The following is a 22,210-nucleotide window of genomic DNA, read 5'->3' as shown; positions in this document are numbered from 1 at the left end:
GAGGTCGCTGGCCTCCCAAGCCCACAATGCTGCTTCACTGACGCTCGCTGAGCTCCTACTCATCCACGGCACGGACCCGAAACCACGGGCTATCGTGAGCGCATGCTGAAGCGGCGAAGCGGAGACCCGAGCGCCGGGATCGCTGCTGCGACTCTGGTGTCCCGACTGCTCGGTGTGGCCCGCAGCCTGCTCCTGGCAACCGCCATCGGCTCCACGGGGGTGTGGGCCAATAGCTTCGCCACGGCCAATCAGCTCCCCAACTCGATCTACACCCTGATCGCGACGGGAGCGATCTCGTCGGTGCTCGTTCCGCAGGTCTCGCGTGCAATGGTCGCTCCAGAGCACGGGCAACGGTATATCAACCGGCTACTGACCCTCACGCTGCTCACCGCAACCGCGGTCTGCGCGCTCACCCTGATACTCACGCCGACACTGATCGCCCTGCTGGGCAGCACATGGGAGAGCCCCGAGCAGATTCACCTCGCGACCGTCCTGGCCTTCTGGCTCGTTCCGCAGGTCATCCTCTTCTCAATGTTCTCCGCGCTCGGCGAGGTACTCAACGCCCAGTCGATGTTCCTGCCGTTTGCGTGGGCCCCTGCCCTGAGTAACCTCATTGCACTCGGCGGGCTGGCGGTCTTCGTCGTGCTCTTCGGCGCGGATCCTGACGGCTTGCGCCCTGCAGCGCAGTGGGGGCCACTGGCTCAGTTCCTCATCGCCGGCTCCGCAACAGCGGGGGTGCTTGCACAGGTGGTCTTGCTCCTGGCAGCGCTCCGGCGCGCATCGATTCGTTTCAGACTCGACTTTCGTTTTCGCGGTGCGGGGCTGGGAACGACCGCGAAGCTCGCCGGGTGGACCTTCTTCGCCATCGTCATCGCGCAGCTCGTGCTCCTGCTCACGATCGGGGCGATGAACCGAGCGGGCGCAGAGGATGCGGGTGTTGCGGCTTGGCAGCTGACGAGCCTGATCATTGTGCTCCCGCATTCGATTCTGATCATGTCTTTCGTGACGAGCAGGTTCTCCACGATGAGCCAGCAGGCACTCGAAGGGAAGCTCATCGAGCTTGCAGGCGAGATCGCACGCCTGCTTCGGCGCGCAGGGATCGCGATGTTCTTCTTCTCAGCGGTGATGATCCCGCTTGCGATGCCAACGATCCGCGTCGTGATGTTTCGGGCGAGCTCGGAGACCGTCACGACGGTGTCCCTCGTGCTCGCGGCGGGGGCCGTCGGGTGTGCTGCTTTCAGTGGCCTCTTCGTGCTGAACCGAGGGTTCTACGCGCTGAGCAACACCCGCACCCCCGCCATCGTGCAGATCTGCGAAGCCGCACTCGCCGCGGCCGGTATCGCGCTGAGTTTCATCGTCGACCCGGCCCAAGTGACTTGGGTCATCACGCTCTGGCTCGCGCTGCTCCTCTGGGTGGAGGTCATCATCACCTATGCGCTGTTCAGGAAGCGGCTCCCCGAGCTCGCGGGACAGCGAATCGTGCACGACGCGTTGCGAGCCTTCGCGAGCGCGATCCTCGCCGGCGGGACAGCGTGGATTGTTGCTCTCGCTCTGGGAGGAGGAAGCCCGACGGGCTTCCTCCTCAGCGGCCCGATCGAGGCCATCACCGGATCCATCTTCGCGACCGTGGCAGCCCTCCTCGTCTACGTTCCCAGCCTCATCCTTCTCGGTCACACCGGCCCGCGGACCTGGCGGCGGGGCCTGCGTTGAGCTGGGCGGGTGTCGTTGCCGGGCTCCAGTGACAGATGAGCTTCGACCGAGTGAAATGAACGAGCGGATGGGACTCACCAACAAACGAAGGAGAGTACCAATGAGGTACGTGAAGCCCACCATCACCGCAGTTGCCGCCATCAGCTTCATGCTCACCGGAGCCCAAGGAACCACCGCCGTTTCTCCCCCAGAGCGAGTCAACGCCGCGCTTCGAGGCCCCGCAGGGCCGTGCCAGTCACAGAACTCAGGCGTGAAATTTACGAAGAACGCAAGTGGCTACCGGGCAAGCCTCCAAAACTGCAATTATCGCGGGAACGTGAGAGTTCAGTTCAAGTACAAGAGCACCAGCGGGCCAATAGTCCTCGTTGACTCTGTCACTGCGTGCAAGACGCTGGCTCCAGGCGGGCGGACAGCGTTTACAGGCGGAGAAAGCAGGCCCACTGTTGCTGGCGGTTTCAGCGGGAAGAAGTTCACGCACGGCTGGCGATTCTGCTAGTCCCACCTCCCCTGCCGTGAGGAGCCTTCGTCTGTGGGCTCCTCACGATGCCCCGCAGAGATCTCCGCCCCAGCTCTTATCACGTCGGCAACAGCGCTGGTACTCGCCAAACGGGAGCGAATGAGCGTCGCACACACCGCTGCGTTCCTCGCCGCGACAGCAGCGGGCCCAATCTACTCCCAAGCTTGGGAGGCAACGGCGACGGGCCCGCTCTTTGCATACAAGGAGGTCATGAAGGGCAAGGTGTACTACGACCTCACGAAGTCCTGGGTCTCCCGATACCGCGGCCATGCAGGGAGCTTCGCCTGCCACACCGCCGGGTCCTACGCAGTGGGAGTCTCGATCAGCCTGCGTTCGTGCACCAAGTGGAGAACCCGCGCGAACGGAGTAGCCCACCGAGACCGGTTCGAGGTTTCGGCGGGGGTGCACGGCAGCCCCATCTCGGGAACACATGAGCTCGACGCGGTGCTCACTCGTCACGGCGCGCTCCAGGTCACGACACGATAGCGACCTCGCGATGCAGCAGGGCTGAGCTCAACAGCACGACCGACCAACCCGCAGGCCCGTTCCAAAACTGTGGCAGTTTGCCGTCGTTCTTGTCGCAGCCTGCGTCGGAACAGCGGTCTTCCCAGGGGTTCCGATCGCGATTGCCGCCGCTGCATCGTTCACTCCCATTCGGCGGAACCGCACCATGCTCGTCGTGCTCTGGATCGCTGTAGGGCTGCTGACAGCTGTACAGGTCATCCCCTTCGTTCAGCCGACAGGATCAGGACGAGTCGGCGCGTGAGAGGTGAGGCTTTCCGCTCCGGTCCCAGGCCCCAAGATCCCGCCGCGGCGCAGACCTTGAAGAGCGCCGCGCGAGCCTTCGCGGGTGCGGCAGCTCTCCTCGTCTGAGCCTCGACCGAGCAACGAGCGTCGCGTTCAGGAAACGAACACTCCTCGTGTTCAGTCCCGCCCCTGGAACCAATCGCGCTCGACTGCGCGACGCGCCGGCACGAGAGGCGGCTCATCGGCGAGCGCGGCGGCACGGATCGAACCGTCATCATCGACGAGCAGCACGGCGGGTTCACCGCTGTGCGCAATTGCGTCGATCTCCGCCTGGGTTTGGGTGCCCAGAAGCGCGACGAGTTCCTCGTTCGAGACGCCCCAATCAGGCGCACTCCCGAGCGAGGGCAACGTGACCTCATTCGAGGGATCAGGAAGGGCGAGCGCTGGCAGCGCAGCGCCGCTCACTGCGGCGAGCGCAATCGCCGCTCCCGCCAGTACGCGATGCGAGTGCTTCATGGTCGCCTCATTTCCGAGAGTGTTGAGCTGGGGTGCGGTGGATTCGCAGGCTGCGCGTGCTGCCACCCGCGTCCGCTGCTGTTCGACCCTAGAACGTGAGACGGGCCGACCACTCACTCGATTAAGGGAGTCCACGGAGTTCTGGCCCCGCGCCGTCCATCGCCTGACAGACTTGCCTCGCAGGAGCGGCGCGGTGCACGCAATACGCCGAACCGGGATCCAAAACCCCTGGACAGATGGCCGTCCCGCGGTGAAGATATGAACATGTTCAGAGCCGACGTGGGGAACATCGCACAGCGAAGCTCGACCGGCGCGCTGCCGACCCGGGACCGGGTGAGCGAGATCGTGGCACAGGCGCACGAACGGTACGCCGGCACGAACGCCGACGATGGCGCCGTGGCCGACTACATTCCGATCCTTGCCCGCGCGAATCCCGACTGGTTCGGCCTCGCCCTCATCGGCGCGGACGGCGGCGAGCACCGCGCAGGCGATGCCGAAATCGCGTTCTCCATCCAGTCCATCTCGAAGGCGTTCGTGTTCGCGCTCGCCTGCGAGGCCATCGGCCACGAGGCGGTGCACGACACCGTGGGCGTGAACAACACGGGGCTCGCCTTCAACTCGGTCGTGGCGGTCGAGCTGAATGGCGGCAGCCCCATGAACTCGATGGTGAACGCGGGCGCGATCGCCACGACTGCGCTCGTGCCCGGGACGGACGCTGAGGCCCGCTGGGATGCGATCCGGAGTGGATTGAGTCGTTTCGCGGGCCGCCCGCTCGCGCTCGACGGCGAGGTCTACCGCTCGGAGATGTTCACGAACTACCGCAACCACGCGCTCGCCCGGCTGCTGCAGAGCTACGACCGCTTGGCGGTGGGACCGGACGAGGCCGTCGACGTGTACACCCGACAGTGCTCCCTCCTGGTGACGGCTCGCGATCTCGCGGTGATGGGGGCAACGCTCGCGTGCGGCGGCGTCAACCCGATCACGCGCGAACGCGTCGTCTCTGCTGAGACCAGCCGTGACACGCTCGCCCTGCTCGCCTCGTGCGGGATGTACGAGCGATCCGGTGAGTGGCTCTTCGAGATCGGTCTCCCTGCGAAATCCGGCGTCTCGGGCGGGATCGTCGCGATCTCACCGGGCAAGGGCGCGGTCGGCGCGTTCTCCCCGCCGCTCGACTCTGCGGGGAACAGTATTCGCGGGCAGCGCGCCTGCTCGTTCCTCTCGCGCTCGCTCGGACTCAATCTCTTCGCTTCGGCACCGCACACCGAAGTGGACCGGGATCCCGCGGTTCCCGGCGTCGCCGATCCCGGCGCCGCCTCCGCCCCCACGGAGGGAGCACTCCGATGAACACCGCCTCCACGCTCGAGACCGCCGCGGAGACGCGTCGCTCCTGGGCACCCATGATCGGCCTGTTCCTTGCCCAAGTGCTGATGTCGTTCAACGTCGCGGCGTTGCCGATCTCGCTCGGCGGCATGGTGGAAGACTTCGGGGTCCCGCCGACGAGCGCGAGTACCACCATCGTGGTGTACGGCATCGCCGTCGCCGCGCTCGTGATGACGGGCGCAAAGCTCGGCCAGCGCATCGGCTGGGTACTCATCTTCCGCATCGTCGTCGCCGTGTTCGCCGTGTCCTCGCTCATGATGATCTTCTCGCAGAGCATCGGCTGGGCGATCGGCGGCCAGGTGCTCGCCGGAGCCTCCGCAGCGGTCATCGTGCCGGCGCTGGTCGCACTGATCGCGGAGAACTACCGCGGTTCCCAGCAGGCGACGGCGGTCGGATCGCTCGGCTCGGCACGCGCATTCTCCGGAATCAGCGCCTTCCTCATCGGTGGCACGCTCGGCACGCTCGTGGGCTGGCGCCCGATCTTCTTCGTGACGCTGGGGCTCGCAGTGATCGTATTCGCGCTGAGCTTCAAGCTGCGCAGTGACCGGGGCAACCCGAACGTCAGGATCGACTTCGTGGCCTCAGTGCTCATCGGCTCCGCGATCGTGCTACTCACGCTCGGGTTCAACAACCTGAACGGTTGGGGCATCCTCATCGCCGAGCCGGGCGCCCCCTTCTCCGTGCTCGGGCTCTCCCCCGCGCCCGTACTCGTGGTGCTCGGCATCGTGCTCGGTCAGGCATTCTTCATGTGGAGTCGACGCCGCATGCGGCTCGGGAAGGTGCCACTCGTCGATCTCGGGGTCCTCAAGGAGCCCACCGAGCGCGCCGCGATCTACGCGATGTTCATCATCGTCGCGATGGAGGCTGCGGTGAACTTCACCGTGCCCACCTACATCCAGGTCGTGCAAGGGCGCACCCCGTTCGACACGTCGCTCGCGATGATGCCGTTCAATCTCACGGTGTTCATCACCGCGACGCTGATCGTGCGTTTCTACCGGAGATTCAGCCCGCGCACAATCGCACTCTTCTCCTTCTCGCTCACCACCGTCGCGCTGGTGTGGCTCGCGTTCGTCGTGACCAACAACTGGGAGACGCTGCCCACGATCCTCGGCCTCATCGTGTTCGGGATCGGGCAGGGCGCACTCGTCACCCTCGTCTTCAACGTCCTCGTCACGGCGGCTCCGAAGGAACTCGCGGGCGATGTCGGGTCCATTCGCGGCACGACGCAGAACCTTGCAAGCGCCGTCGGCACTGCCGTCATGGGCGCCCTGCTCGTCACGATCCTCAGCCTGGGCTTCACCCAGGCCGTGACGGATCATGAGGACCTGCCCGCGCAGCTCTCGGAGGAGGTACAGCTCGACGAGGTGAACTTCATCAGCAACGACGAACTGCGCGCGAAGTTCGCGGAGACGAGCGCGACACCGGAGCAGATCGACGCTGCCGTCACGATCAATGAGGAGCAGCGTCTCCGCACGCTGAAGCTCGGCTTCCTCGTCCTCGCGGGCCTCAGCCTGATCGCCGCGCTCCCGGCCTCTCGGCTCCCCCGTTACCGCCCGGAGGAGATCCCGGACCCCTCGGCAGCGAGCGGAAGCGGGGCGTAGGCCTCGTGGCGTGAGCAGCCGTCTCCCGCCTCCGCGTCGTCCCGCTACGCGGCGCTCTCGAACTGGCGCATGCGCGCCTCGGCAGTCTGGGCGAGCTCCGCGATTTCGACGCCGAGCAGCGCTCCAACCCCGGAGACGAACCGCACGGGGAGCACCAGCTCACCACGGAGCCAGCGTCCGGCAGAAGCCGGGCTGCATCCCGATTCCCGTCCTGCCCGGGATACGGAGATACCCGCGGTCTGGAGCCGAGCTCGCAGTTCTGCCGCAACGCAATCCGCGAACAGCTCGCCGCGTTCGCGCAGCACCTCCGCGGAGGAAAAGGTGGCGACGGATCCTTCCGATCCCGCGCCGACAGCGGTCGGCGCCCCGTCCCCCATCCGACTTTCGGCGAGCCCAAACACCTCGCCCACTTCGAGTCCGAGTACCTGGCACGTCGAGTACACGAAGTGCAGAGGCAGCGCGACCTGCCCACCGAGCCAGCTGCTCACGCTCGACTTCTTGAACCCGGTGAGGCCGATGAGCGCCGTGTGGTTCATGCCCTGACGGGCGAGTTGGGCAGAGAGTTCCTGCGCCAGGGCACCGACAAAATCCACAGACTCCTCCTCTTGGTTCTCCGCCGCAAGCGTAGTGACGCCCGGGAAACCCTCAGTACGGAATGCGAAGAGTTGGTGGGCCAGCGTCCCGGTATGCGTGCGATCCGCGCGAAGATTGAGGGGCGAAGGCCCGCAGCTGTGCAGGGCTCACGACTCGCCCAGCACTCTGGCGGAGGAACACCAGAATGATCCTCCGCGGCTCGGCCCGGTGCCCGCTACACTCCCGAAAGGGCGCGGGTGTCCCTCAGCGGCGCCCCCAGACGTGCCGTGGCCGACCGCAACGCTTTCAAAGGGAGATCGATGACGCAGGGTATCGGCGGGCGAGGGATCACCGTTGACGGTGGATGGAGCATCGACTCCAATGCCTTCGCAAGCGCGCACTTCGATGCTGGCATCACCCCGCTCGACGACACCGTCCTCTTCTCCGCGGTCAACGGACTCTCCGGCGTTTCGTTGACGCTCTCCTTCGAGAACGCTCAGGCGGGCTATGCGCTCGAATGCCTGCGTCTGTCCCGGGACTCCGAGTCTTGGGCTCTCGACGAAGCGCGCAGCGAGCGCACCGTCCTCGCAGCCGGGCGCGATCCAGAAGCGCTCTACGCTCTCCTCCCAGGCCTCCTCAACCCGCTCGGGAAGCCCCTGGCCCCGCTCCGCATCTCGAGTTGGACGATCATCACCAACGAGCTCATGGCGTGCGACGCGGACACCCCAGTGGGAACGCCCGCGTTCTCCGCGACTCGGGGGCGACTGTTCGTCGATGTCACTCGCACGAACCATGCGCGGCACCCGTATCGGGTATCGATGGGCCGCACTCGCCAGCCACACACGGGACTGAACCGACAGGTCGACGCAGCTGCGAGCGCGCAGCGAACCCTACACCTCACGACGCTCGCAGAGCTCAGCTCCGTGCTCGACGCTCTCCTGACGGAGTACGACGCGTTCCTGGATCGCCTTCCGGAGGACGACTGATGGCGCACTGCTCCTCGCTCAGAGGCGACGCGCCTCCGCGGCACCGCTTCGGACTGCACCGCCGCGATCGAGTAGAGCTCTTCCCCTCGATTTCGCCGAGCTCCGCGCATAGGATCGATGCAAACAACACGGGTTTCACGCATCTAACGGAAAGCTCATTCACAGAGAATGTCAACAAGACTACAGTCGGTGACCCGCGCGTCACTGGTGTCCCTCGTCGCTGTGCTCGCACTCATCGCGGCCCCTGCCTCTCCCGTTCCCGCACACGCAGCTGATCGCACGGTGGTCGATCAGGAGTTCGTGTTCCCTGGAACCGAGGGCGCTAACCTCTTCACTCAGGGCGACCGGTTTGCGCAGCCCTTCGTGCCTACCCAGCCCGGCGTCCTCGATTCAGTGACACTGACGGTGTGGACGGTCGGCGAGTTCGAGTTCAGCGGTGCATCGATCCACACAATGTCTCCGAACGACGAGGTCTCGCCCGACCCGATCGCGGGGGGCGTGGGGGAACTCTCCTTCGCGGTGTGGGACGACAACCCCAACGTGGCCACCGCAACGGCCTCGTTCCCCGGTCGACCCAAGCTCTCGGATGAGCAGCGCTATGCCATCGTGGTGAACCCTCGACCTGCCGCCGCCCCAGAACACCCTGGAGCGAGCTTCCCGATGGCATTCGGCGGGCGGCCCGACTACTTTGTCCTGAGCGAGCAGGGCGGTGTCTGGGGGGCGTTCTGGGTGACCGGCGGGGTGTATTTCTCGGTTCGCTTCGCATCGCCGGAACCACAGATCGAGGTCACCCCGATGGCCCCCACGATCGTTCCGGCGGAGCGCTGCTCTGACCGCCCGAGCGTTCAGCTCCCCGCGCAGGAGGGCGTCACATTCGCCAGAACGGGCGACGCCGACCATGTCACGGTGACCGCGACCCCGCAGGAGGGCTACGTCTTCCCCGCGGATGCGGTGCAGGAATGGTCATTCGATCTCACCCTGTACCCGGTGTGCCCCGTCGAGCCGCGCGTCACCTCACCCGTCGCGCCGCACTTCGTGAGCCCGAGCTGCGACGCACCCGGCAGCCTCAGCTTCACACCGACCGAGGGAGTGAACTACGTCACCTCCGGCCCCCAGAACCGCACACTGGTCACCGCAGTCATTCTGCCGGAGTACGAGACCGTCTCTGGCACAACACTGGAATGGGTGTACGACTTGAGCCAGCTGAAGTGCGACTCTCCGGGCGGCGGCGGATCACCAGCCCCGGCAGCGAAGACCCTCGCTGACACCGGCGGCCGGTCCCACACGAACGGACTTCTGCTGAGTGGGGGCCTGGCAGGCCTCGGCGTTCTCGCCGTCGCACTCGCCCGGGGTCTGCGAGGCAGAGCGACCGGCCGCTAGTTCCCGCCCACCGCAGCGCCGAGGGCCCGGATCACCGAGTCCCCGTGCGTGAGCTGCGGGTGATGCCCGGCGCCGGGGAGCGAGGTGAGCTCGACCCCGGGCCGGGCGGCAAGCTGCTCCGCGATCCCTCGTTCGAGCGGATCCTCGCTGCCGGTGATGATGTGCACGGGGCCGGGGAAGCGCGCGAGGGCCGTGCGAAGCTCCGCCCGCCATCGCGCCGACGCCGCGCGGGAGAGGTGGGCGGCGACGCTCCCCGCGCGACCGCGCCTGAGGTCGTTCACGCTCGAGTCGAGCGCGGCTGAGCTCGACCCGGTTCCCGTGATCTGCGCGGACAAGCTGCGCGAGTTCACCGAGCGCAGGTAGGCCCGGACGAGCGGCCGGGGCACGGACAGGCGACGGGGCCCTCCCTGGAGGAAGAAGGGCGCGACCAGCGTGAGGCTGCGCACCCGCTCCGGGAACCGATCCGCTGCCACGACGGCCGCGGCCGCGCCGATCGAGTGCCCGATCAGATCGATCGGCCCACCGTCCAGGAGCGCGGGAAGCCATTCCTCCCAGTCGTCGATCCCGGATCCTCCGCTCAACCCCAAACCGGGCAGGTCGACGGCTCGCGCGCCGGATCCTGTGGCCACGTGCCCCCAGGTGTCGGCATTCACCGGGAGCCCGGGCAGAATCACCCTGCGGGACCCGGGGTCGCCGAGCGTGAAGGTCGGCACCCCGGCCATGTCGACGATCCGTCGCTCCGGGCCCCCGGCCCGCCCGAATCGATGCGCGACGAGGTGATCGGCCCAGCGCTCGATCGAGCGGTTCACGTCGGGAGCGTGCACACCGTGACGGGCGGCAAGTGCGTCGGCGCCCGCGGTCGGGTATCGATCCGCGGAGAGGAACCCGAGGGTCTCGGGATCCGCGCGGGTGAGCCAGCTCGGAAGCCGCTTGATCACGCGCACGGGGAGCTTCAGCCTGGGCGTCCGCACGCCCAGGTGGTGGCCGAGGCGCGTGAGCATCGCAGGGAGCAGCGGCGTCGCGTCGTCGAGCACCCAGTACGCCTCCCCCTCCGCGCGCGGATCGGTCGCTGCGGCGACCATGAACGCTGCGAGCACATCCACCGGGATCACCGGCAGGAAGGTGTCCGGTCCGCTCGGCAGCGCCGACGCGGTTCCGTCCCAGAGCTGCTCGATCGTCGCGGCGAGACCGATGTGCTGATCGGATTCCCCGGTTGCACTGTCGCCGATCACGCTGGCGGGGTTGACGATCGTCCAGGGCACGCCGCGCTCCTGCGCAAGCGCCTGGAAGATCGCGTCGGACTCCACCTTGGAGGCTTCGTATCCGCCCAACTGCGCGTAGACGCGCTCGCGGTGACTCGGGGACCAGGGCACGCTCGCCGGATCCTGGCCGCCCACGCGATATCCGGAGACATGGACGACGCGCTGCAGCTGCGGCAGCGCTGCGGCGAGCTCGATCACCTGCTCGACGATGCCGACATTCGCGCGGCGCGCCTCCCCGGGGTCCATCCCGAAGCGGTACGAGCCGGCGCAGTTGTGAATCTCGGTGACGTGCGCGAACGCGGGCGCACCGCCGGGCAGGATCGTCTCGGCGTCGAAGTCGACGATCACCATCTCCACGTTGCGCAGCACGCCGTGCGCGCGGAGCCACTCGCCGAGACGGGTGCCGGATTCTGCGCTCCGCACCGCCACCGTGATCCCGGCCCCGGCTTCGGCCAGCGCGCGGACCAGGAACCTTCCGACGAGCCCCGACGCGCCGAGCACCAGCGCGTGGCGGGGAGCGCGCTGCCCCGTCATCGGGGAGCCCCCGCGCCGGCCGTCCGCGCATCGACCAGCTCGGCGATCGCATCGGCCGCGGCCTCGAGCGGCTGCGTGCTGTGGGTCGCCCTCGCCACGATGACGGATCCCTCGATCATCGAGATGATGACGGTCGCGAGACCTCGCGCCTCCGCCCTCGGCAGCCCGCCGTGCTCGAGGAGGGTCGACGTCGGGGCGATCCAGCGCTCGAACGCGCTCGCACACGCGCCGCGCAGCCGCTCGCTCTCCGCCCCCATTTCCAGGGTGACGACAGACACCGGGCAGCCCAGCGTGTAGTCACTCTCGCGCACGACCGCCGCGAGCGCCGCGATCGCCGCGCGTGCGGCCGCCGCCACGCTCTCCGAGGACTCGACCGCATCGGCGATCAGTGCTTCGAACTGCGCCGCCGCCAGGTCGATCGCCGCCTCCCCCAGGCTCTCCTTCCCCTCGGGGAAGTGAAAGTAGAGCGAGCCCTTGGGGGCCGCAGCGTGTTCGACGACGGCGTTGAGCCCGGTGCCGCTGTAGCCGTTGATCTGAATGAGCTCGAGCATCGATGCGGTGAGCCGCGCTCGGGTGAGTTCGCCTTTGGAAGCCATGCCGAAATAATAGACCGGTCTGTATATTTCTTGCAACTGCGCGCACGATCCGTACGGATCGCGCGCGGCTCCGGGCAGCCGGTCGAGTACAGTGGCGCAAGGAATCCCCCACCTGAAGACCTGCCGGATGGAGCGCCGATGTCGAGTGCCAGCATGCTCCTCCTCCTGGTCTCCGCGATGGTCACCTTCGCTGGGGTCAGGGTCCGGGCGCTCGTGCCGGCGCACTGGCACCGCACCGCGGGCCGCTGGATTGGCCCGCAGTTGCAGTTCACTCCGGCGTCATACGAGTACGAGCTCGCAGACGGGCGCACCTACTCGGGCGTCTCGCGCATTCGCGTGGCGTTCCGGGCACCGTCCGGCGGGAGCTGCACGGTCGCCTACGATCCGGCGGATCCCGCCCGCTCCCACCCCGCACAGTTCCGCACGCAGGGCACACTCCTCATCTGGGTCGGCGCCTGCGCGGCGGTCTGCGCGATCGGATTTCTGGTCCTCTCGCTGCGGTGAGGGCGTGGCAACGGCGCTCCGTTCCGCGCTCCGAACGCCGGGGCACAACCCGCTGGCACGCCACGGTCAAGAACCACTGCGCCGCTTCTCACGCTCTGGATCGCCCGGGCCACCACGACGTGCGCGCCAGTATTTCCGAAGCGAAACCGCGGCGACGGCCACGATGAGCGCGGCCGGAACAAGGATGGCCCAGAGGCCCCGACCGCTGGTTCCCATTCCGAGAAAGACGATGCCTGCCGCGAGCACTCCGGCGGCGAGGTCGATCAGCAAGCGACGTTTGTGACGTTCCATAGTGCGGGTCCCTCCGTTGGTTCGACCCCACCAGGAACGGATACCCCGGAACGCTGCACAAGCGACGATGCCGCGAACGCGCCTCACTCGCGCTGACCCTGGCCACCCATCCTTGGAGCACGATCGTACGGGGCCTCTGGGAACGACGCAAGGCAGGGGGTGCACGTCGGCAGCACGCGCCCACTGCGCACCCGCGCGAACTCCACGCACCCGCCAGCCCCGCGCGCATACTCACCCGGCGCCTCCGGACGCACGAGTCTGACGCGAAGACCACACAGTTCGGCTCGCAGGGTACCGATTTGTCTGCCGCCCGGCCTCCCGGGCGCATTTCGGCGCGTAGCCTGGATCAGCTCGGCGCGCAGGTGGCCGCCCGAGCGGTGAGATCGATCGGCAAGAGGAGTGCGCCCTGTACGAGAACAGCACGTGGGGCCGACGGAAGTTCGGCGACCCCCGGTGGAGCACGGTGCGACAGGAATTCACCCGCTCCGCCGCGTGGCGCAGACGAAAGCTCCAGTGGGTCGAGGAAGAACTGAGCTGGTACTTCGCCCCGCAGATCCGATGCGTGGGCGGCTGCCAGCGGGCCTGGTCACTCGCGAGCGGCGACCTGCACCTCTGCAGCTACGACTCGCTCGGCGCCGAGGCGCACGACGATCTGATCCCGCTCTGCGTGTCCTGCCACACCGATCTGCACATGATCATGGAGCGAGACGTGCGCCTGCGCCAGATGGACCTGCGGGACGCGAGCTTCTCTGCGCTGGCGATGATCCAGAGCACCCCCAAGTCGCTCAAGCGCCCGAACTGACGCCGCCGCCACCGCTCGCGAGCGGGCCGGCGCCGGGGACGAGCAGGCCGCTCTCGTAGGCCAGGATCACGAGCTGGGCACGGTCGTGCGCATAGACCTTCGCCATGATCCGGTTGACGTGCGTCTTCGCCGTGTGCGGGGAGATCACGAGCTCCTCCGCGATGTCCTGGTTCGAGAGCCCTCGCGCGACCAGCAGGAGCACTTCGCGCTCGCGCTCGGTCAGCGCGGCAAGCTGCGGGTGCGCAGACTCGGAGACCCGGGGCAGCGTCGGCCCGGCCACGTAGCGGGCGATCAGGCTCCGGGTTGCGGCGGGCGAGAGCAGCGCATCGCCCGCGTGCACCGCCTGAATCGCGCGCACGATCTCTTCGGGCTCCGCGCCCTTGCCGAGGAAACCGCTCGCTCCGGCGCGCAGCGCTGCCACGACGTTCTCGTCCTCCTCGAATGTGGTGAGGATCAGCACTCGCGGCCCGTGCGCGGCGTCTCCGTCGCCGAGCGCCTCGTCCTGGCTGGCGCAGATCGCCGCCGTCGCGGCGATCCCGTCGAGCACGGGCATGCGGATGTCCATGAGGACCACGTCGGGGCGCACCGCCGCCACCTGGGCGAGCGCCTCCTCGCCGTTCGTGGCCTCGCCGACGACCTCGACGCTCGGCGCACTCGCCAGGATATCGACGACGGCCTGGCGGATCAGCGACTGGTCGTCGACCACGAGCACGCGGATCATGGCTGCTCCTCTCGTTTCATCGGGAGCCTCGCCTCGACCAGGTACTCGCCGCCCTCGGTGATGCGGACCGAGCCGCCGATCGCGGCGACCCGCTCTCGAATTCCTGTGAGTCCCAGCCCGCTCCGCTGCGGCTCCGTGTGCTGCGGCGCCGCCCCCGAAACCGGGTTCGAGATCCGCACCACCACTTCGCCTCGGTGCACCTCGATGCCGACCGCGGCGGTGCCGCCGGTGCCGTGCTTGTGGGCATTCGTCAGCCCCTCCTGCACGACCCGGTAGAGCACGCGTCCGGCGGCGCCTCCCACCTCGGGGAGCGCTTCTTCGCCCGTCAGCGTGACACGCAAGCCGGCTTCCCGGACGCGGTCGATAAGCGCGATGACATCTCGAGCTGCGGGTTGCGGCGGCAGCGCTCCGGACTCATCATCGGTGCGCAGGTAGGTGAGGAGCTCGCTGATCTCGGAGAGGACTTCCCGGGCCGAGCGACGGATCGTGCCGAGTGCGGTGCGCGCCTTCTCCGGGTTCGCGTCGATCGCGCTGGAGGCGACGCCCGCGTTCAGGCTGATCACCGAGATCTGATGCGCCACGGTGTCGTGCAAGTCTTGCGCGATCCGCAGGCGCTCCTCGGCCACGCGCCGCTGCGCTTCGACCTCACGCGTCCGCTCCGCTCGATCGGCGCGCTCGGTTGCGGCGAGCGCCGCCTCCCGCTTGGAGCGGGAGCTGTCTCCGAGCGCCGCGGCCACCGCGATTCCCGCGGCGATCTGGAACACGCGAACGTCGAAGACACCGAACTCGCTGCTGAGGAGGCTCAGCGCGACAACGATGAGCGTGGCCGATGCCCCGACGATGAGCGTGGCCCGGCGGGTCCGTGTCGCCCCGAACTGGTACATGGCGAGGATCACGACGATCCCCACACCCATCGACGGCGCTCGGAGGGCGACGGAGAGGCAGGTGAGCACCATGCTTGCGCACACGACAGCGAAGGGCCACCTGCGGCGGAGCGGCACGAGTGCGCACGCGGCCAGCACGATCAGGATCGGCACCAGGACCTGGGCGACCGGTTGCGCCCCCGGGATCGGCCCTCCTGGACGCCCGAAGCCGGGGCCACCGGGATTCCCCCCGTCGAGCATCATCGGGACGCCGAACGACGAGGTCACCAGGACGACCAGGATCGCCACCGCGTCGAGCGCCCACACCGGGAATCGCGCGAACCAGGTGGCCCGCCCCGGCGCCGGCTGGCGCTGCGCGTGATCGATGCTCATGCCTCCATTCTGCCGAAGCCCGGGAAGGGAAGGAATGACGCGTTCGGAGGATTCCGTATACCGCGGGTGCAGTACACGGAATGCCCGCGCCGGGGTGACGCGCGGATCCTGAGCGCGCGCGACGCTGGAAGCAGACCAGAAATCCGCCAGTTCAAGGAGCTTCCATGATCAGCACCCCCGCGATCCTCGCCGCGATCGATCTCGCCGCGATCCTCGTCCTCGTGTTCGGTGTGTACTACCGCCGCCACCGTCGTCGCGACCTCGTCGTCGCGTTTCTCGGGGTGAACGCGGGAGTGCTCGCGGTGACGATGGTGCTCGGCAGCTCGCAGGTGGCCGCGGGGCTCGGGCTCGGGCTCTTCGGCGTGCTGAGCATCATCCGGCTTCGCTCCTCCGAGATCTCGCAGCGAGAGGTGGCCTACTACTTCGCGTCGCTCGCGATGGGCCTGATCGGTGGCCTCGCGGGCGGCACGAGCATCCTCCTGCCGAGCATCCTGATCGTGGGGATCGTCGCCGTGATGTGGTTCGCGGACCACCCGCGTCTGCTCGCCGGGAGCCGGCAGCAGATCGTGCGTCTCGATCGTGCGATCACCTCCGAGGAGGAACTGCGGCTCGCGCTCGCGCGCCAGCTCGATGCGCGGATCACGGCCGTGACCGTGCAGCAGGTCGACCTCGTCAACGACAGCACCCTCGTGGACGTGCGCTACGAGCTCGTGCGGTCCGAGCTGGTGCGGTCCGCATGAGCCCCGCGGCCGCTGCCGGTCAGGCCGCCGCGCGTCTCGCCGGTCTGCCCGCCGTCTCCCTGCCCGAGCTCGTCCACGGCGCCGAGCTCCTCGAACGCGTCGACCGCAAGTACCTACTCTCCCCCGCCGACGCGGCCGCCGTTCTGCGGACGCTCGACCCCGAGACCCGGGTGCTCGAGATCGCGGATCGACGCGCGTTCGCCTATGACTCGGTGTACTTCGACACCGACGACTTCGCCGTCTACCGGCTCACGGCGCAGCGCCGACGGCGGCGCTTCAAGCTGCGCACCCGCACGTATGTCGACACCGGTGGCTGCTTCCTCGAGGTGAAAACGAAGGACGGGCGCGGGAAGACCGTGAAGACCCGGATTCCCTGGGACCGGGAGGATCGCGCCTGGCTCGGGCCCGATGGGCGAGAGTTCGCCGCATCGGTGCTCTCCGAGCACGGCCACGACGGCGCACTCGTGACACAGCTGCGCCCGACCGTGTCGAGCACCTACCGCCGCACCACGCTGCTCCTCCCCGAGGGGAGCCGCGCGACGATCGACACGGAACTGAACTGGCGCTCGGCGGAGGGCGCCGGGGTGCGCGCCCGAGATCGCGTCATCATCGAGACGAAGTCGGCCCAGCGGAAAAGCCAGTTGGACGTCGCGCTCTGGCGCAGCGGAGTCCGTCCGAGCGGGATCAGCAAGTTCGGGATCGGCACTGCCGCACTGCACGCGGAGCTCCCCCGGAACAAGTGGGCTCGCGTCGTCGGCCCCACCGCGGGCACGGCGATCCTCACCCCCCTCACGTCATCTTCAGAAAGGAACACCCCATGACTCCCACCCCTGCTTCGCACGATGCTCACAGCGGCGGCTCCGCGCCGCACGGCCCCGCTGCGCCAAGCCCCGCTGCGCCTGACCTCGCTGCGTCCGCGTTTCGGCGCGCTCCGGCGCGCCACCCCCGTCTGCGCGCGGGGCTCCTCCGGACGAGCGCGGTGCTCCTCGGCGGAGCGCTCTGGGTGAGCGGCTGCGCATCTCCGGCAGCTCCGCAGTCGGCCGGGAGCGCGGTCGAGCGCACGGCGGAGAGCACCGGCGTCTCGGAGAGCAGCGAGGACACGGGAACCGAGGCCAGTGCCGCGGGCCCGCTCAGCCCGGCGAGCGTCCTCGCGGAGAACGCCGACGCCACCGTGTTCGGTCCCGACGAGTGGGATGCGGCCTCGGCCCTCGACGTCGATCTCGCCGATCCCACCGGCGCCGGGATCACTGCACGCGACGCGACGGTCACCATCACCGATGCCGGGGTCTACCGGTTCTCGGGCACCTTCTCGGGGCAGCTCGTGGTGGCCGCTCCCGACGACGCGCGGGTCGTGATCATCCTGGACGGGGTCACGCTGCGCAACAGCGCTGGGGCCGCGATCGACGTGCAGAGCGCAGACGATGTGGCGATCCACCTGGCAGACGGCAGCACGAACACGGTGTCCGACGCGGCGTCCTACGCTGCTGACGTCGATGCGAACGCTGCGATCTTCTCCCGCGCGGACCTCACGATCAGCGGCGACGGCGCGCTCACGATCTCCGATGCGGGGAACGACGGCATCACGTCCAAGGATGACCTCGTCATTCTCGGCGGGGACATCACGATCTCCGCCGCCCAGGACGCACTCCGCGGGAAGGACGCGCTCGTGGTGCGGGGCGGCACCCTCGACCTCACCGCCGAGAACGGTGATGGCATGTTCAGCAGAGGCGATGAGGGCGACGCCGCGGCGGACATCGACTGGACGCGCGGCTACATCGCGATCCTCGGCGAGACCATCGATATCTCGGCGGGCGACGACGGCGTCCAGGCCTTCACCGATGTGATCATCGGCGGCGGATCTCTCACGGCGTCAGTCGCCGATGACGGGGTGAAGGCCGAAGCGGTCATCGCGATCGGCGAGATGCCCGAGACCGATGCCCCACGGGTGGCCGTCACCGCGTCGACCGAGGGGATCGAAGCGGCCTCGATCGGCATCAGTGGCGGCGACGTGCAGGTCGCCGCGAGCGACGACGGGATCAACGCCTCCGGCAACACCGAGCTCCAGGCGCTCATCGCCGGCACCGAGCTCGACGACTCGCAGCAGTCCGAGTTCCAGGACACCGGCGAGGTGCTGGAAATCAGCGGGGGCACCGTGACCGTGGACGCGGAGGGCGACGGGCTCGACTCGAACGGCAGCCTCACCATCTCCGGCGGAGCGGTCACCGTGTACGGGCCGAGCCAGGGCGGGAACGGCTCGCTCGACGCGGACGGGGAGATCACGGTGAGCGGGGGCACCATCCAGGCGTTCGGTCCCGGCGACATGGAGCAGACTCCGTCCGCCGGGGAGCAGGGCTGGGTGATCGTCTCGGCGCCACTGACCGCGGGCCAGAGCGGCACGATCGTCGACGAGACGGGTGCCGAGCTCGGCAGCTTCACCTCGGCGAAGACCGCTTCGACGGTGCTCGTGTCGACGCCGAGCATCACCGAGGGCGGGTCCTACTCCGTCGTTTCGGGCGGGGAGGTGCTCGGAACCGCGGTCGCGGGCACGGGCGGCTTCTCGGGCCCCGGCGGGATGGACGGCGCGGGAGGCCCGGGCGGCGCACCCGGCGAGGGCATGGCGCCGCCCGCCCAGTAGCGGCGCTCCAGCCGCCTCCCCGTACTGCGATCGCGGTACATGAAGTGTCCCCAGCGGGGTGACGTGCCTGCCCCCGATTCCGGAAACACTGGCTTCTACAGGCTTCGGCCCACCGCTTTCGGGGCACCCCGGCCCTGCGCTCGCCCCCCTCTGAAAGGACCTCGATGTATCGCACCATGCTCATCCAAGAACTCCGCGGCAGGAAACGGCAGACCGTCATCATCGCCGCCGGCTTCGCCATCGCGATCGCACTCGTGATCGTCGTCTCCGCACTCTCAACGGGCGTGCGTCAGGCCCAGGCGCAGGCGCTCGAGAGCGTCTACGGCGTCGGCACGGACCTGACCGTTTCCGGCGCTCCGCAGGCGCCGGGCGAGGGCGGCCCCGGCGGCCCGCGCTTCGAGTTCGGGGCGGCCGAGGGCGAGAGCAGTGACGGCACGACGACGCTCAATCAGTCCCGGTTAATGAGCGAAATGGGGCGCGGAACACTCGATGCCGCCGTGGTCGACGCGATCTCCGGGCTCGACGGCGTTGCTTCCGCGACCGGGGTCCTCGAACTCACGAGCACCACCTTCACCGGCGAGATGCCCGACCTGTCCCAGCTGCAGGAGGGCGACACCGGCGGCACGGCTGACACCGGTGGCACGGCTGACACCGGTGGCACGGCTGACACGGGCGGCACCGGCGGCGGGCCCGGTGGGCCGGGCATGCCGGGCGGCGCCGGGGGCAGCTCGTTCGGGATCGACAGCTTCAGCGTCCTCGGAGTCGATCCGAGCGAGACCGGAACGGGGCCGCTCTCGGCCACGCAGCTCGTCTCCGGGCAGGGCTTCACTGTGGCGGACGACACCGCGCTCGTCGCACTGCTCGACGAGACGTACGCGACGAGCAGCGAACTCTCGGTGGGCGACACCGTCGAGGTTGCGGGCGCGGAGGTCGAGATCGTCGGCATCCTCGCCTCGGCCACCGACTCGGCCGATACGGCCGCCGAGCTGTACCTGCCCCTCGACACCGCCCGTTCGCTGAGCGGGCTCGGCGATGTCGTCTCGACGGTGCACGTGAGCGCCGCCTCGGCGGCGTCCATCGACACCGTGCAGGAGGAGATCGAGGCGTCCGTGCCCGATGCGACGGTCAGCTCCCAGTCCGAGCTCGCGGCGCAGGTCTCGGGATCCCTCTCGAGCGCAGCCTCGCTCCTCTCAAGTCTCGGCACGTGGCTGTCCGTGATCGTGCTGCTCGTCGCGCTGCTCATCTCGATGCTCCTCACGAGCTCCGGCGTGGGGCGGCGCACTCGCGAGTTCGGCACGCTCAAGGCGATCGGCTGGTCGAACACGCGCGTCGTCTCCCAGGTCGCTGGCGAGTCGATGGTCCAGGCGCTCATCGGCGGCGCCGCCGGCCTCGTGCTCGGGCTCAGCGCGGTGGGCATCATCTCGCTCATCGCGCCGACGATCAGCACGGGTGCGAGCGGCTCCGCGGGCGGCGGTGCCGCCGACGGTCTGGCCGGCCCCGGCGGTGCCGCGGGCATGTCCGGCGAAGGGATGCCGCAGGGCGGAATGCCCGGCGGCGGAATCCCCGGCGGTTTCGGCCAGAGCGCCGCCGCGGCAACCGAGATCGTCCTCACCGCGCCCGTGACGCCCTGGATCGTGGCCAGCGCGATCGGCCTCACGGTCCTCGGCGGGCTCCTCGCGGGTGCGTTCGGCGGCTGGCGGGCCACCCGCCTGAGCCCCGTCGAAGCGCTGCGAGCCGTCGCGTGATCGCGGCGATCCCGAACCTCCCCCGCACGCACCCCAGCCTTTCCCACAGAGGAGCCACGCAATGACCACCACACCCAACACCTCCCTCGCGGCCTCGACCGCGGATCCCGCCGCCGCACCGCCCATCTACGTGTTGCGTGGCGTGGAGCGGACGTACCGCACCGGCACTCAGACCGTCCGCGCGCTCCGCGGGATCGACATGGAGGTCGCCGCGGGCGAGTTCGTCACGATCCAGGGCCCGACCGGCGGCGGGAAGTCGACGCTGCTCCAGCTGCTCGGCGCGCTCGACTCCCCCACGAGCGGCTCGCTGCTCCTCGGCGGGATCGATCTGGGCGCGGCGTCGCGCGCCGAGCTCACCCGGATCCGGGCGGAGCGCATCGGCTTCGTGTTCCAGTCGTTCAACCTGATCCCCACCCTCACCGCGATCCAGAACGTGGACACCGCGCTCGAGGGCCGCGGGATCCCGCGCACGGAACGCGACCGGCGCACGGCCGAGGCGCTCGCCCGTGTGGGCCTGGCTGATCGCGGTGATCACCGTCCGGGCGAGCTCTCGGGCGGGCAGCAGCAGCGCGTCGCGATTGCCCGCGCGATCGTCGCCGAACCGCGTGTGCTGCTCGCAGACGAGCCGACCGGAAACCTCGACGAGGCGATGCGCGACGAGATCCTCGCCCTCCTCGAAGCGCTCAATGCGGAAGGCCTCACGATCGTCGCGGTGACACACGATTCGGCAGTCGCGCGGCGCGCGCACCGACGCCTCCGGCTGAGCGACGGGACGATCCGGGAGATCTGAGCGGGAAGCGCGCGGGGACGGACGGGCGCTGCCGGATCCGGGACTCGTCGACCCGGATCCGGCAGCTTGAGGCTGGTTCCGCTCGCGTCAGGCCGGTTCGATCAGCTCCGGCCCGTCCCCGCGGAGCGGCCGCACGGCGTACTCGCGCAGCTCCTCTGCGAGCGGGAGGCTCGCCTCGGACACGGCGTCGAGCAGGAGCTGGTCGCCCGGCGTCTCCGGGTCAAACCAGTCCCCCATGAGTTCGTCCGCGAGGAACACCGGCATCCGGTCGTGGAGCGGCTGCATCACGCCCGCCGACGCGCGCGTGAGGATCGTGGCCGTGAGATGCCAGCCGGCGTCGCCCTCCGCCTCGGGATCCCGCCACCAGGAGTACAGTCCCGCGAGCGGGAGGATCGGGCGGGGACCGAAGATCGCGTGCGGGGTGCGTGCCGTCTTCGCGCCGGTCCACTCGTAGAAGCCGGTGACGGGGATCGCGCAGCGCCGACTCTGCACCGAAGCCTTGAACGAGGCCTTCTCGGCGGCCGTTTCGGATCGCGCGTTGAACGTCGGGAACTTGGTGCCGAGCTGCCGGGACCAGACGGGCACGAGCGACCAGAACGCGTACTCGAACCGCCGCGAGCCGTCCGTGCGGTCGGTGAACGCCACCGGGATCCGCTGCGTGGGTTTCACGTTCCAGGAGGGCGCGTACTCCGCCGGCCGGTGCTGCATCCAGTCCGCGAGCTGACTCCCGCTGGCCACATCCATGTTCTCGTCGTAGTCGACGATGACCCTCCCACACATGGCCACAGCGTAGGACGATCGGGGCGGGAAGAACACCCCCTACCCAGACTTGGCGCTGAGTGCTCGCCTCCTTCCCCCCTCCCAAGATCCGCTCGACTTTGATCCACTTCAGGGGGTCGATAGTGGATCAAAGTCGACCGGATC

The 22,210-nt window shown here is 68.8% G+C and carries 21 protein-coding genes; 13 read left to right on the top strand and 8 right to left on the bottom strand.

The features are described from left to right. Positions 1–102: 102 nt before the first annotated feature. The gene (gene murJ, locus U874_RS0113775) at positions 103–1,710 is read left to right on the top strand and encodes a murein biosynthesis integral membrane protein MurJ (protein WP_081810039.1); all 1,608 of its coding nucleotides are present in this window, start codon (positions 103–105) and stop codon (positions 1,708–1,710) included. 616 nt (positions 1,711–2,326) lie between these two features. After that, positions 2,327–2,713, top strand: a complete 387-nt coding sequence (locus U874_RS15595) for a hypothetical protein (protein ID WP_157834269.1) — start codon at positions 2,327–2,329, stop codon at positions 2,711–2,713. A 438-nt stretch (positions 2,714–3,151) separates the two neighbouring features. Here U874_RS15595 and U874_RS0113770 read toward each other — a convergent pair whose 3' ends face one another. Then, positions 3,152–3,556: a hypothetical protein gene (locus tag U874_RS0113770; protein WP_157834268.1), complete on the bottom strand. Its 405-nt coding sequence runs from the start codon at positions 3,554–3,556 to the stop codon at positions 3,152–3,154. A 198-nt stretch (positions 3,557–3,754) separates the two neighbouring features. Between U874_RS0113770 and glsA the strand changes: the two genes are divergently transcribed. Continuing rightward, on the top strand, positions 3,755–4,834 hold the full coding sequence (glsA, locus tag U874_RS0113765) for a glutaminase A (RefSeq protein WP_025135113.1): 1,080 nt from the start codon (positions 3,755–3,757) through the stop codon (positions 4,832–4,834). Continuing rightward, the gene (locus tag U874_RS0113760; RefSeq protein ID WP_025135112.1) at positions 4,831–6,471 is read left to right on the top strand and encodes an MFS transporter; all 1,641 of its coding nucleotides are present in this window, start codon (positions 4,831–4,833) and stop codon (positions 6,469–6,471) included. The genes glsA and U874_RS0113760 overlap by 4 nt, the downstream gene beginning before the upstream one ends. Positions 6,472–6,515: 44 nt before the next feature. Here the strand turns inward: U874_RS0113760 and U874_RS0113755 are convergent, their stop codons facing one another. Continuing rightward, positions 6,516–7,064 carry a helix-turn-helix transcriptional regulator gene (locus U874_RS0113755; RefSeq protein WP_157834267.1) on the bottom strand — a complete coding sequence of 183 codons (549 nt, stop codon included), beginning with the start codon at positions 7,062–7,064 and terminating at the stop codon, positions 6,516–6,518. Positions 7,065–7,364: 300 nt separating this feature from the next. Here U874_RS0113755 and U874_RS0113750 point away from each other — a divergent pair, with 300 nt between their 5' ends. Next, the gene (locus U874_RS0113750) at positions 7,365–8,030 is read left to right on the top strand and encodes a hypothetical protein (protein WP_025135110.1); all 666 of its coding nucleotides are present in this window, start codon (positions 7,365–7,367) and stop codon (positions 8,028–8,030) included. Between the two features lie 189 nt (positions 8,031–8,219). After that, positions 8,220–9,410 carry a hypothetical protein gene (locus U874_RS0113745; protein ID WP_157834266.1) on the top strand — a complete coding sequence of 397 codons (1,191 nt, stop codon included), beginning with the start codon at positions 8,220–8,222 and terminating at the stop codon, positions 9,408–9,410. On the opposite strand, the gene U874_RS0113740 is transcribed toward U874_RS0113745, so the two are convergent. Together U874_RS0113740 and U874_RS0113735 are read right to left on the bottom strand one after the other, a co-directional pair. Next, positions 9,407–11,206 (bottom strand): alpha/beta fold hydrolase, encoded by a 1,800-nt coding sequence (locus U874_RS0113740; RefSeq protein ID WP_025135108.1) that lies wholly within the window; start codon positions 11,204–11,206, stop codon positions 9,407–9,409. The two genes, U874_RS0113745 and U874_RS0113740, sit on opposite strands and share 4 nt — an antisense overlap. Then, positions 11,203–11,802 carry a TetR/AcrR family transcriptional regulator gene (locus U874_RS0113735; protein ID WP_029988517.1) on the bottom strand — a complete coding sequence of 200 codons (600 nt, stop codon included), beginning with the start codon at positions 11,800–11,802 and terminating at the stop codon, positions 11,203–11,205. The genes U874_RS0113740 and U874_RS0113735 overlap by 4 nt, the downstream gene beginning before the upstream one ends. A 138-nt stretch (positions 11,803–11,940) precedes the next feature. Between U874_RS0113735 and U874_RS0113730 the strand changes: the two genes are divergently transcribed. Then, positions 11,941–12,306: a DUF3592 domain-containing protein gene (locus U874_RS0113730; RefSeq protein WP_025135106.1), complete on the top strand. Its 366-nt coding sequence runs from the start codon at positions 11,941–11,943 to the stop codon at positions 12,304–12,306. A 66-nt stretch (positions 12,307–12,372) separates the two neighbouring features. Here U874_RS0113730 and U874_RS15590 read toward each other — a convergent pair whose 3' ends face one another. Further along, on the bottom strand, positions 12,373–12,597 hold the full coding sequence (locus U874_RS15590) for a hypothetical protein (RefSeq protein WP_157834265.1): 225 nt from the start codon (positions 12,595–12,597) through the stop codon (positions 12,373–12,375). Between the two features lie 463 nt (positions 12,598–13,060). Here U874_RS15590 and U874_RS0113725 point away from each other — a divergent pair, with 463 nt between their 5' ends. Next, entirely contained in the window at positions 13,061–13,399 is a 339-nt protein-coding gene (locus U874_RS0113725; protein ID WP_025135105.1) for a hypothetical protein, read from the top strand. Here the strand turns inward: U874_RS0113725 and U874_RS0113720 are convergent. Together U874_RS0113720 and U874_RS0113715 are read right to left on the bottom strand one after the other, a co-directional pair. Continuing rightward, on the bottom strand, positions 13,383–14,120 hold the full coding sequence (locus U874_RS0113720) for a response regulator transcription factor (protein WP_025135104.1): 738 nt from the start codon (positions 14,118–14,120) through the stop codon (positions 13,383–13,385). The two genes, U874_RS0113725 and U874_RS0113720, sit on opposite strands and share 17 nt — an antisense overlap. Then, on the bottom strand, positions 14,117–15,376 hold the full coding sequence (locus U874_RS0113715) for a sensor histidine kinase (protein WP_025135103.1): 1,260 nt from the start codon (positions 15,374–15,376) through the stop codon (positions 14,117–14,119). The genes U874_RS0113720 and U874_RS0113715 overlap by 4 nt, the downstream gene beginning before the upstream one ends. Positions 15,377–15,540: 164 nt before the next feature. Here U874_RS0113715 and U874_RS0113710 point away from each other — a divergent pair, with 164 nt between their 5' ends. The 5 genes from U874_RS0113710 to U874_RS0113690 all read left to right on the top strand — a co-directional run bounded on the left by U874_RS0113710 (position 15,541) and on the right by U874_RS0113690 (position 21,286). Next, complete coding sequence (locus U874_RS0113710) at positions 15,541–16,116, top strand: DUF4956 domain-containing protein (protein ID WP_198525860.1); 576 nt, start codon at positions 15,541–15,543, stop codon at positions 16,114–16,116. Continuing rightward, positions 16,113–16,937 carry a polyphosphate polymerase domain-containing protein gene (locus U874_RS0113705; RefSeq protein WP_025135101.1) on the top strand — a complete coding sequence of 275 codons (825 nt, stop codon included), beginning with the start codon at positions 16,113–16,115 and terminating at the stop codon, positions 16,935–16,937. Before U874_RS0113710 ends, U874_RS0113705 begins: the two co-directional genes overlap by 4 nt. Further along, positions 16,934–18,751, top strand: a complete 1,818-nt coding sequence (locus tag U874_RS0113700) for a carbohydrate-binding domain-containing protein (protein ID WP_081810038.1) — start codon at positions 16,934–16,936, stop codon at positions 18,749–18,751. The genes U874_RS0113705 and U874_RS0113700 overlap by 4 nt, the downstream gene beginning before the upstream one ends. Before the next feature lie 164 nt (positions 18,752–18,915). After that, positions 18,916–20,496: an ABC transporter permease gene (locus U874_RS0113695; protein WP_025135099.1), complete on the top strand. Its 1,581-nt coding sequence runs from the start codon at positions 18,916–18,918 to the stop codon at positions 20,494–20,496. 124 nt (positions 20,497–20,620) lie between these two features. Beyond that, positions 20,621–21,286, top strand: coding sequence for an ABC transporter ATP-binding protein (locus tag U874_RS0113690; protein WP_029988511.1), 666 nt, complete (start codon positions 20,621–20,623; stop codon positions 21,284–21,286). 87 nt (positions 21,287–21,373) lie between these two features. On the opposite strand, the gene U874_RS0113685 is transcribed toward U874_RS0113690, so the two are convergent. Beyond that, complete coding sequence (locus U874_RS0113685; protein ID WP_157834264.1) at positions 21,374–22,066, bottom strand: SOS response-associated peptidase; 693 nt, start codon at positions 22,064–22,066, stop codon at positions 21,374–21,376. Positions 22,067–22,210: the final 144 nt, after the last annotated feature.

The sequence above is a fragment of the Leucobacter sp. PH1c genome, from assembly GCF_000633415.1.
Lineage (GTDB): Bacteria > Actinomycetota > Actinomycetes > Actinomycetales > Microbacteriaceae > Leucobacter.
The sequence above is the reverse complement of the archived record's forward strand: the minus strand, read 5'-3'. Positions and strand labels throughout refer to the sequence as shown.

Excerpts from the sequence above, each read along its gene's own strand:
- U874_RS0113700 (WP_081810038.1), top strand. The coding sequence starts at position 16,934 with ATGACTCCCACCCCTGCTTCGCACGATGCTCACAGCGGCGGCTCCGCG.
- U874_RS0113705 (WP_025135101.1), top strand. The coding sequence starts at position 16,113 with ATGAGCCCCGCGGCCGCTGCCGGTCAGGCCGCCGCGCGTCTCGCCGGT.
- U874_RS0113750 (WP_025135110.1), top strand. The coding sequence starts at position 7,365 with ATGACGCAGGGTATCGGCGGGCGAGGGATCACCGTTGACGGTGGATGG.
- U874_RS15590 (WP_157834265.1), bottom strand. The coding sequence starts at position 12,597 with ATGGAACGTCACAAACGTCGCTTGCTGATCGACCTCGCCGCCGGAGTG.
- U874_RS15595 (WP_157834269.1), top strand. The coding sequence starts at position 2,327 with ATGAGCGTCGCACACACCGCTGCGTTCCTCGCCGCGACAGCAGCGGGC.
- U874_RS0113685 (WP_157834264.1), bottom strand. The coding sequence starts at position 22,066 with ATGTGTGGGAGGGTCATCGTCGACTACGACGAGAACATGGATGTGGCC.
- U874_RS0113710 (WP_198525860.1), top strand. The coding sequence starts at position 15,541 with ATGATCAGCACCCCCGCGATCCTCGCCGCGATCGATCTCGCCGCGATC.
- U874_RS0113735 (WP_029988517.1), bottom strand. The coding sequence starts at position 11,802 with ATGGCTTCCAAAGGCGAACTCACCCGAGCGCGGCTCACCGCATCGATG.
- U874_RS0113720 (WP_025135104.1), bottom strand. The coding sequence starts at position 14,120 with ATGATCCGCGTGCTCGTGGTCGACGACCAGTCGCTGATCCGCCAGGCC.
- U874_RS0113760 (WP_025135112.1), top strand. The coding sequence starts at position 4,831 with ATGAACACCGCCTCCACGCTCGAGACCGCCGCGGAGACGCGTCGCTCC.
- U874_RS0113695 (WP_025135099.1), top strand. The coding sequence starts at position 18,916 with ATGTATCGCACCATGCTCATCCAAGAACTCCGCGGCAGGAAACGGCAG.
- U874_RS0113730 (WP_025135106.1), top strand. The coding sequence starts at position 11,941 with ATGTCGAGTGCCAGCATGCTCCTCCTCCTGGTCTCCGCGATGGTCACC.
- murJ (WP_081810039.1), top strand. The coding sequence starts at position 103 with ATGCTGAAGCGGCGAAGCGGAGACCCGAGCGCCGGGATCGCTGCTGCG.
- U874_RS0113715 (WP_025135103.1), bottom strand. The coding sequence starts at position 15,376 with ATGAGCATCGATCACGCGCAGCGCCAGCCGGCGCCGGGGCGGGCCACC.
- U874_RS0113740 (WP_025135108.1), bottom strand. The coding sequence starts at position 11,206 with ATGACGGGGCAGCGCGCTCCCCGCCACGCGCTGGTGCTCGGCGCGTCG.
- glsA (WP_025135113.1), top strand. The coding sequence starts at position 3,755 with ATGTTCAGAGCCGACGTGGGGAACATCGCACAGCGAAGCTCGACCGGC.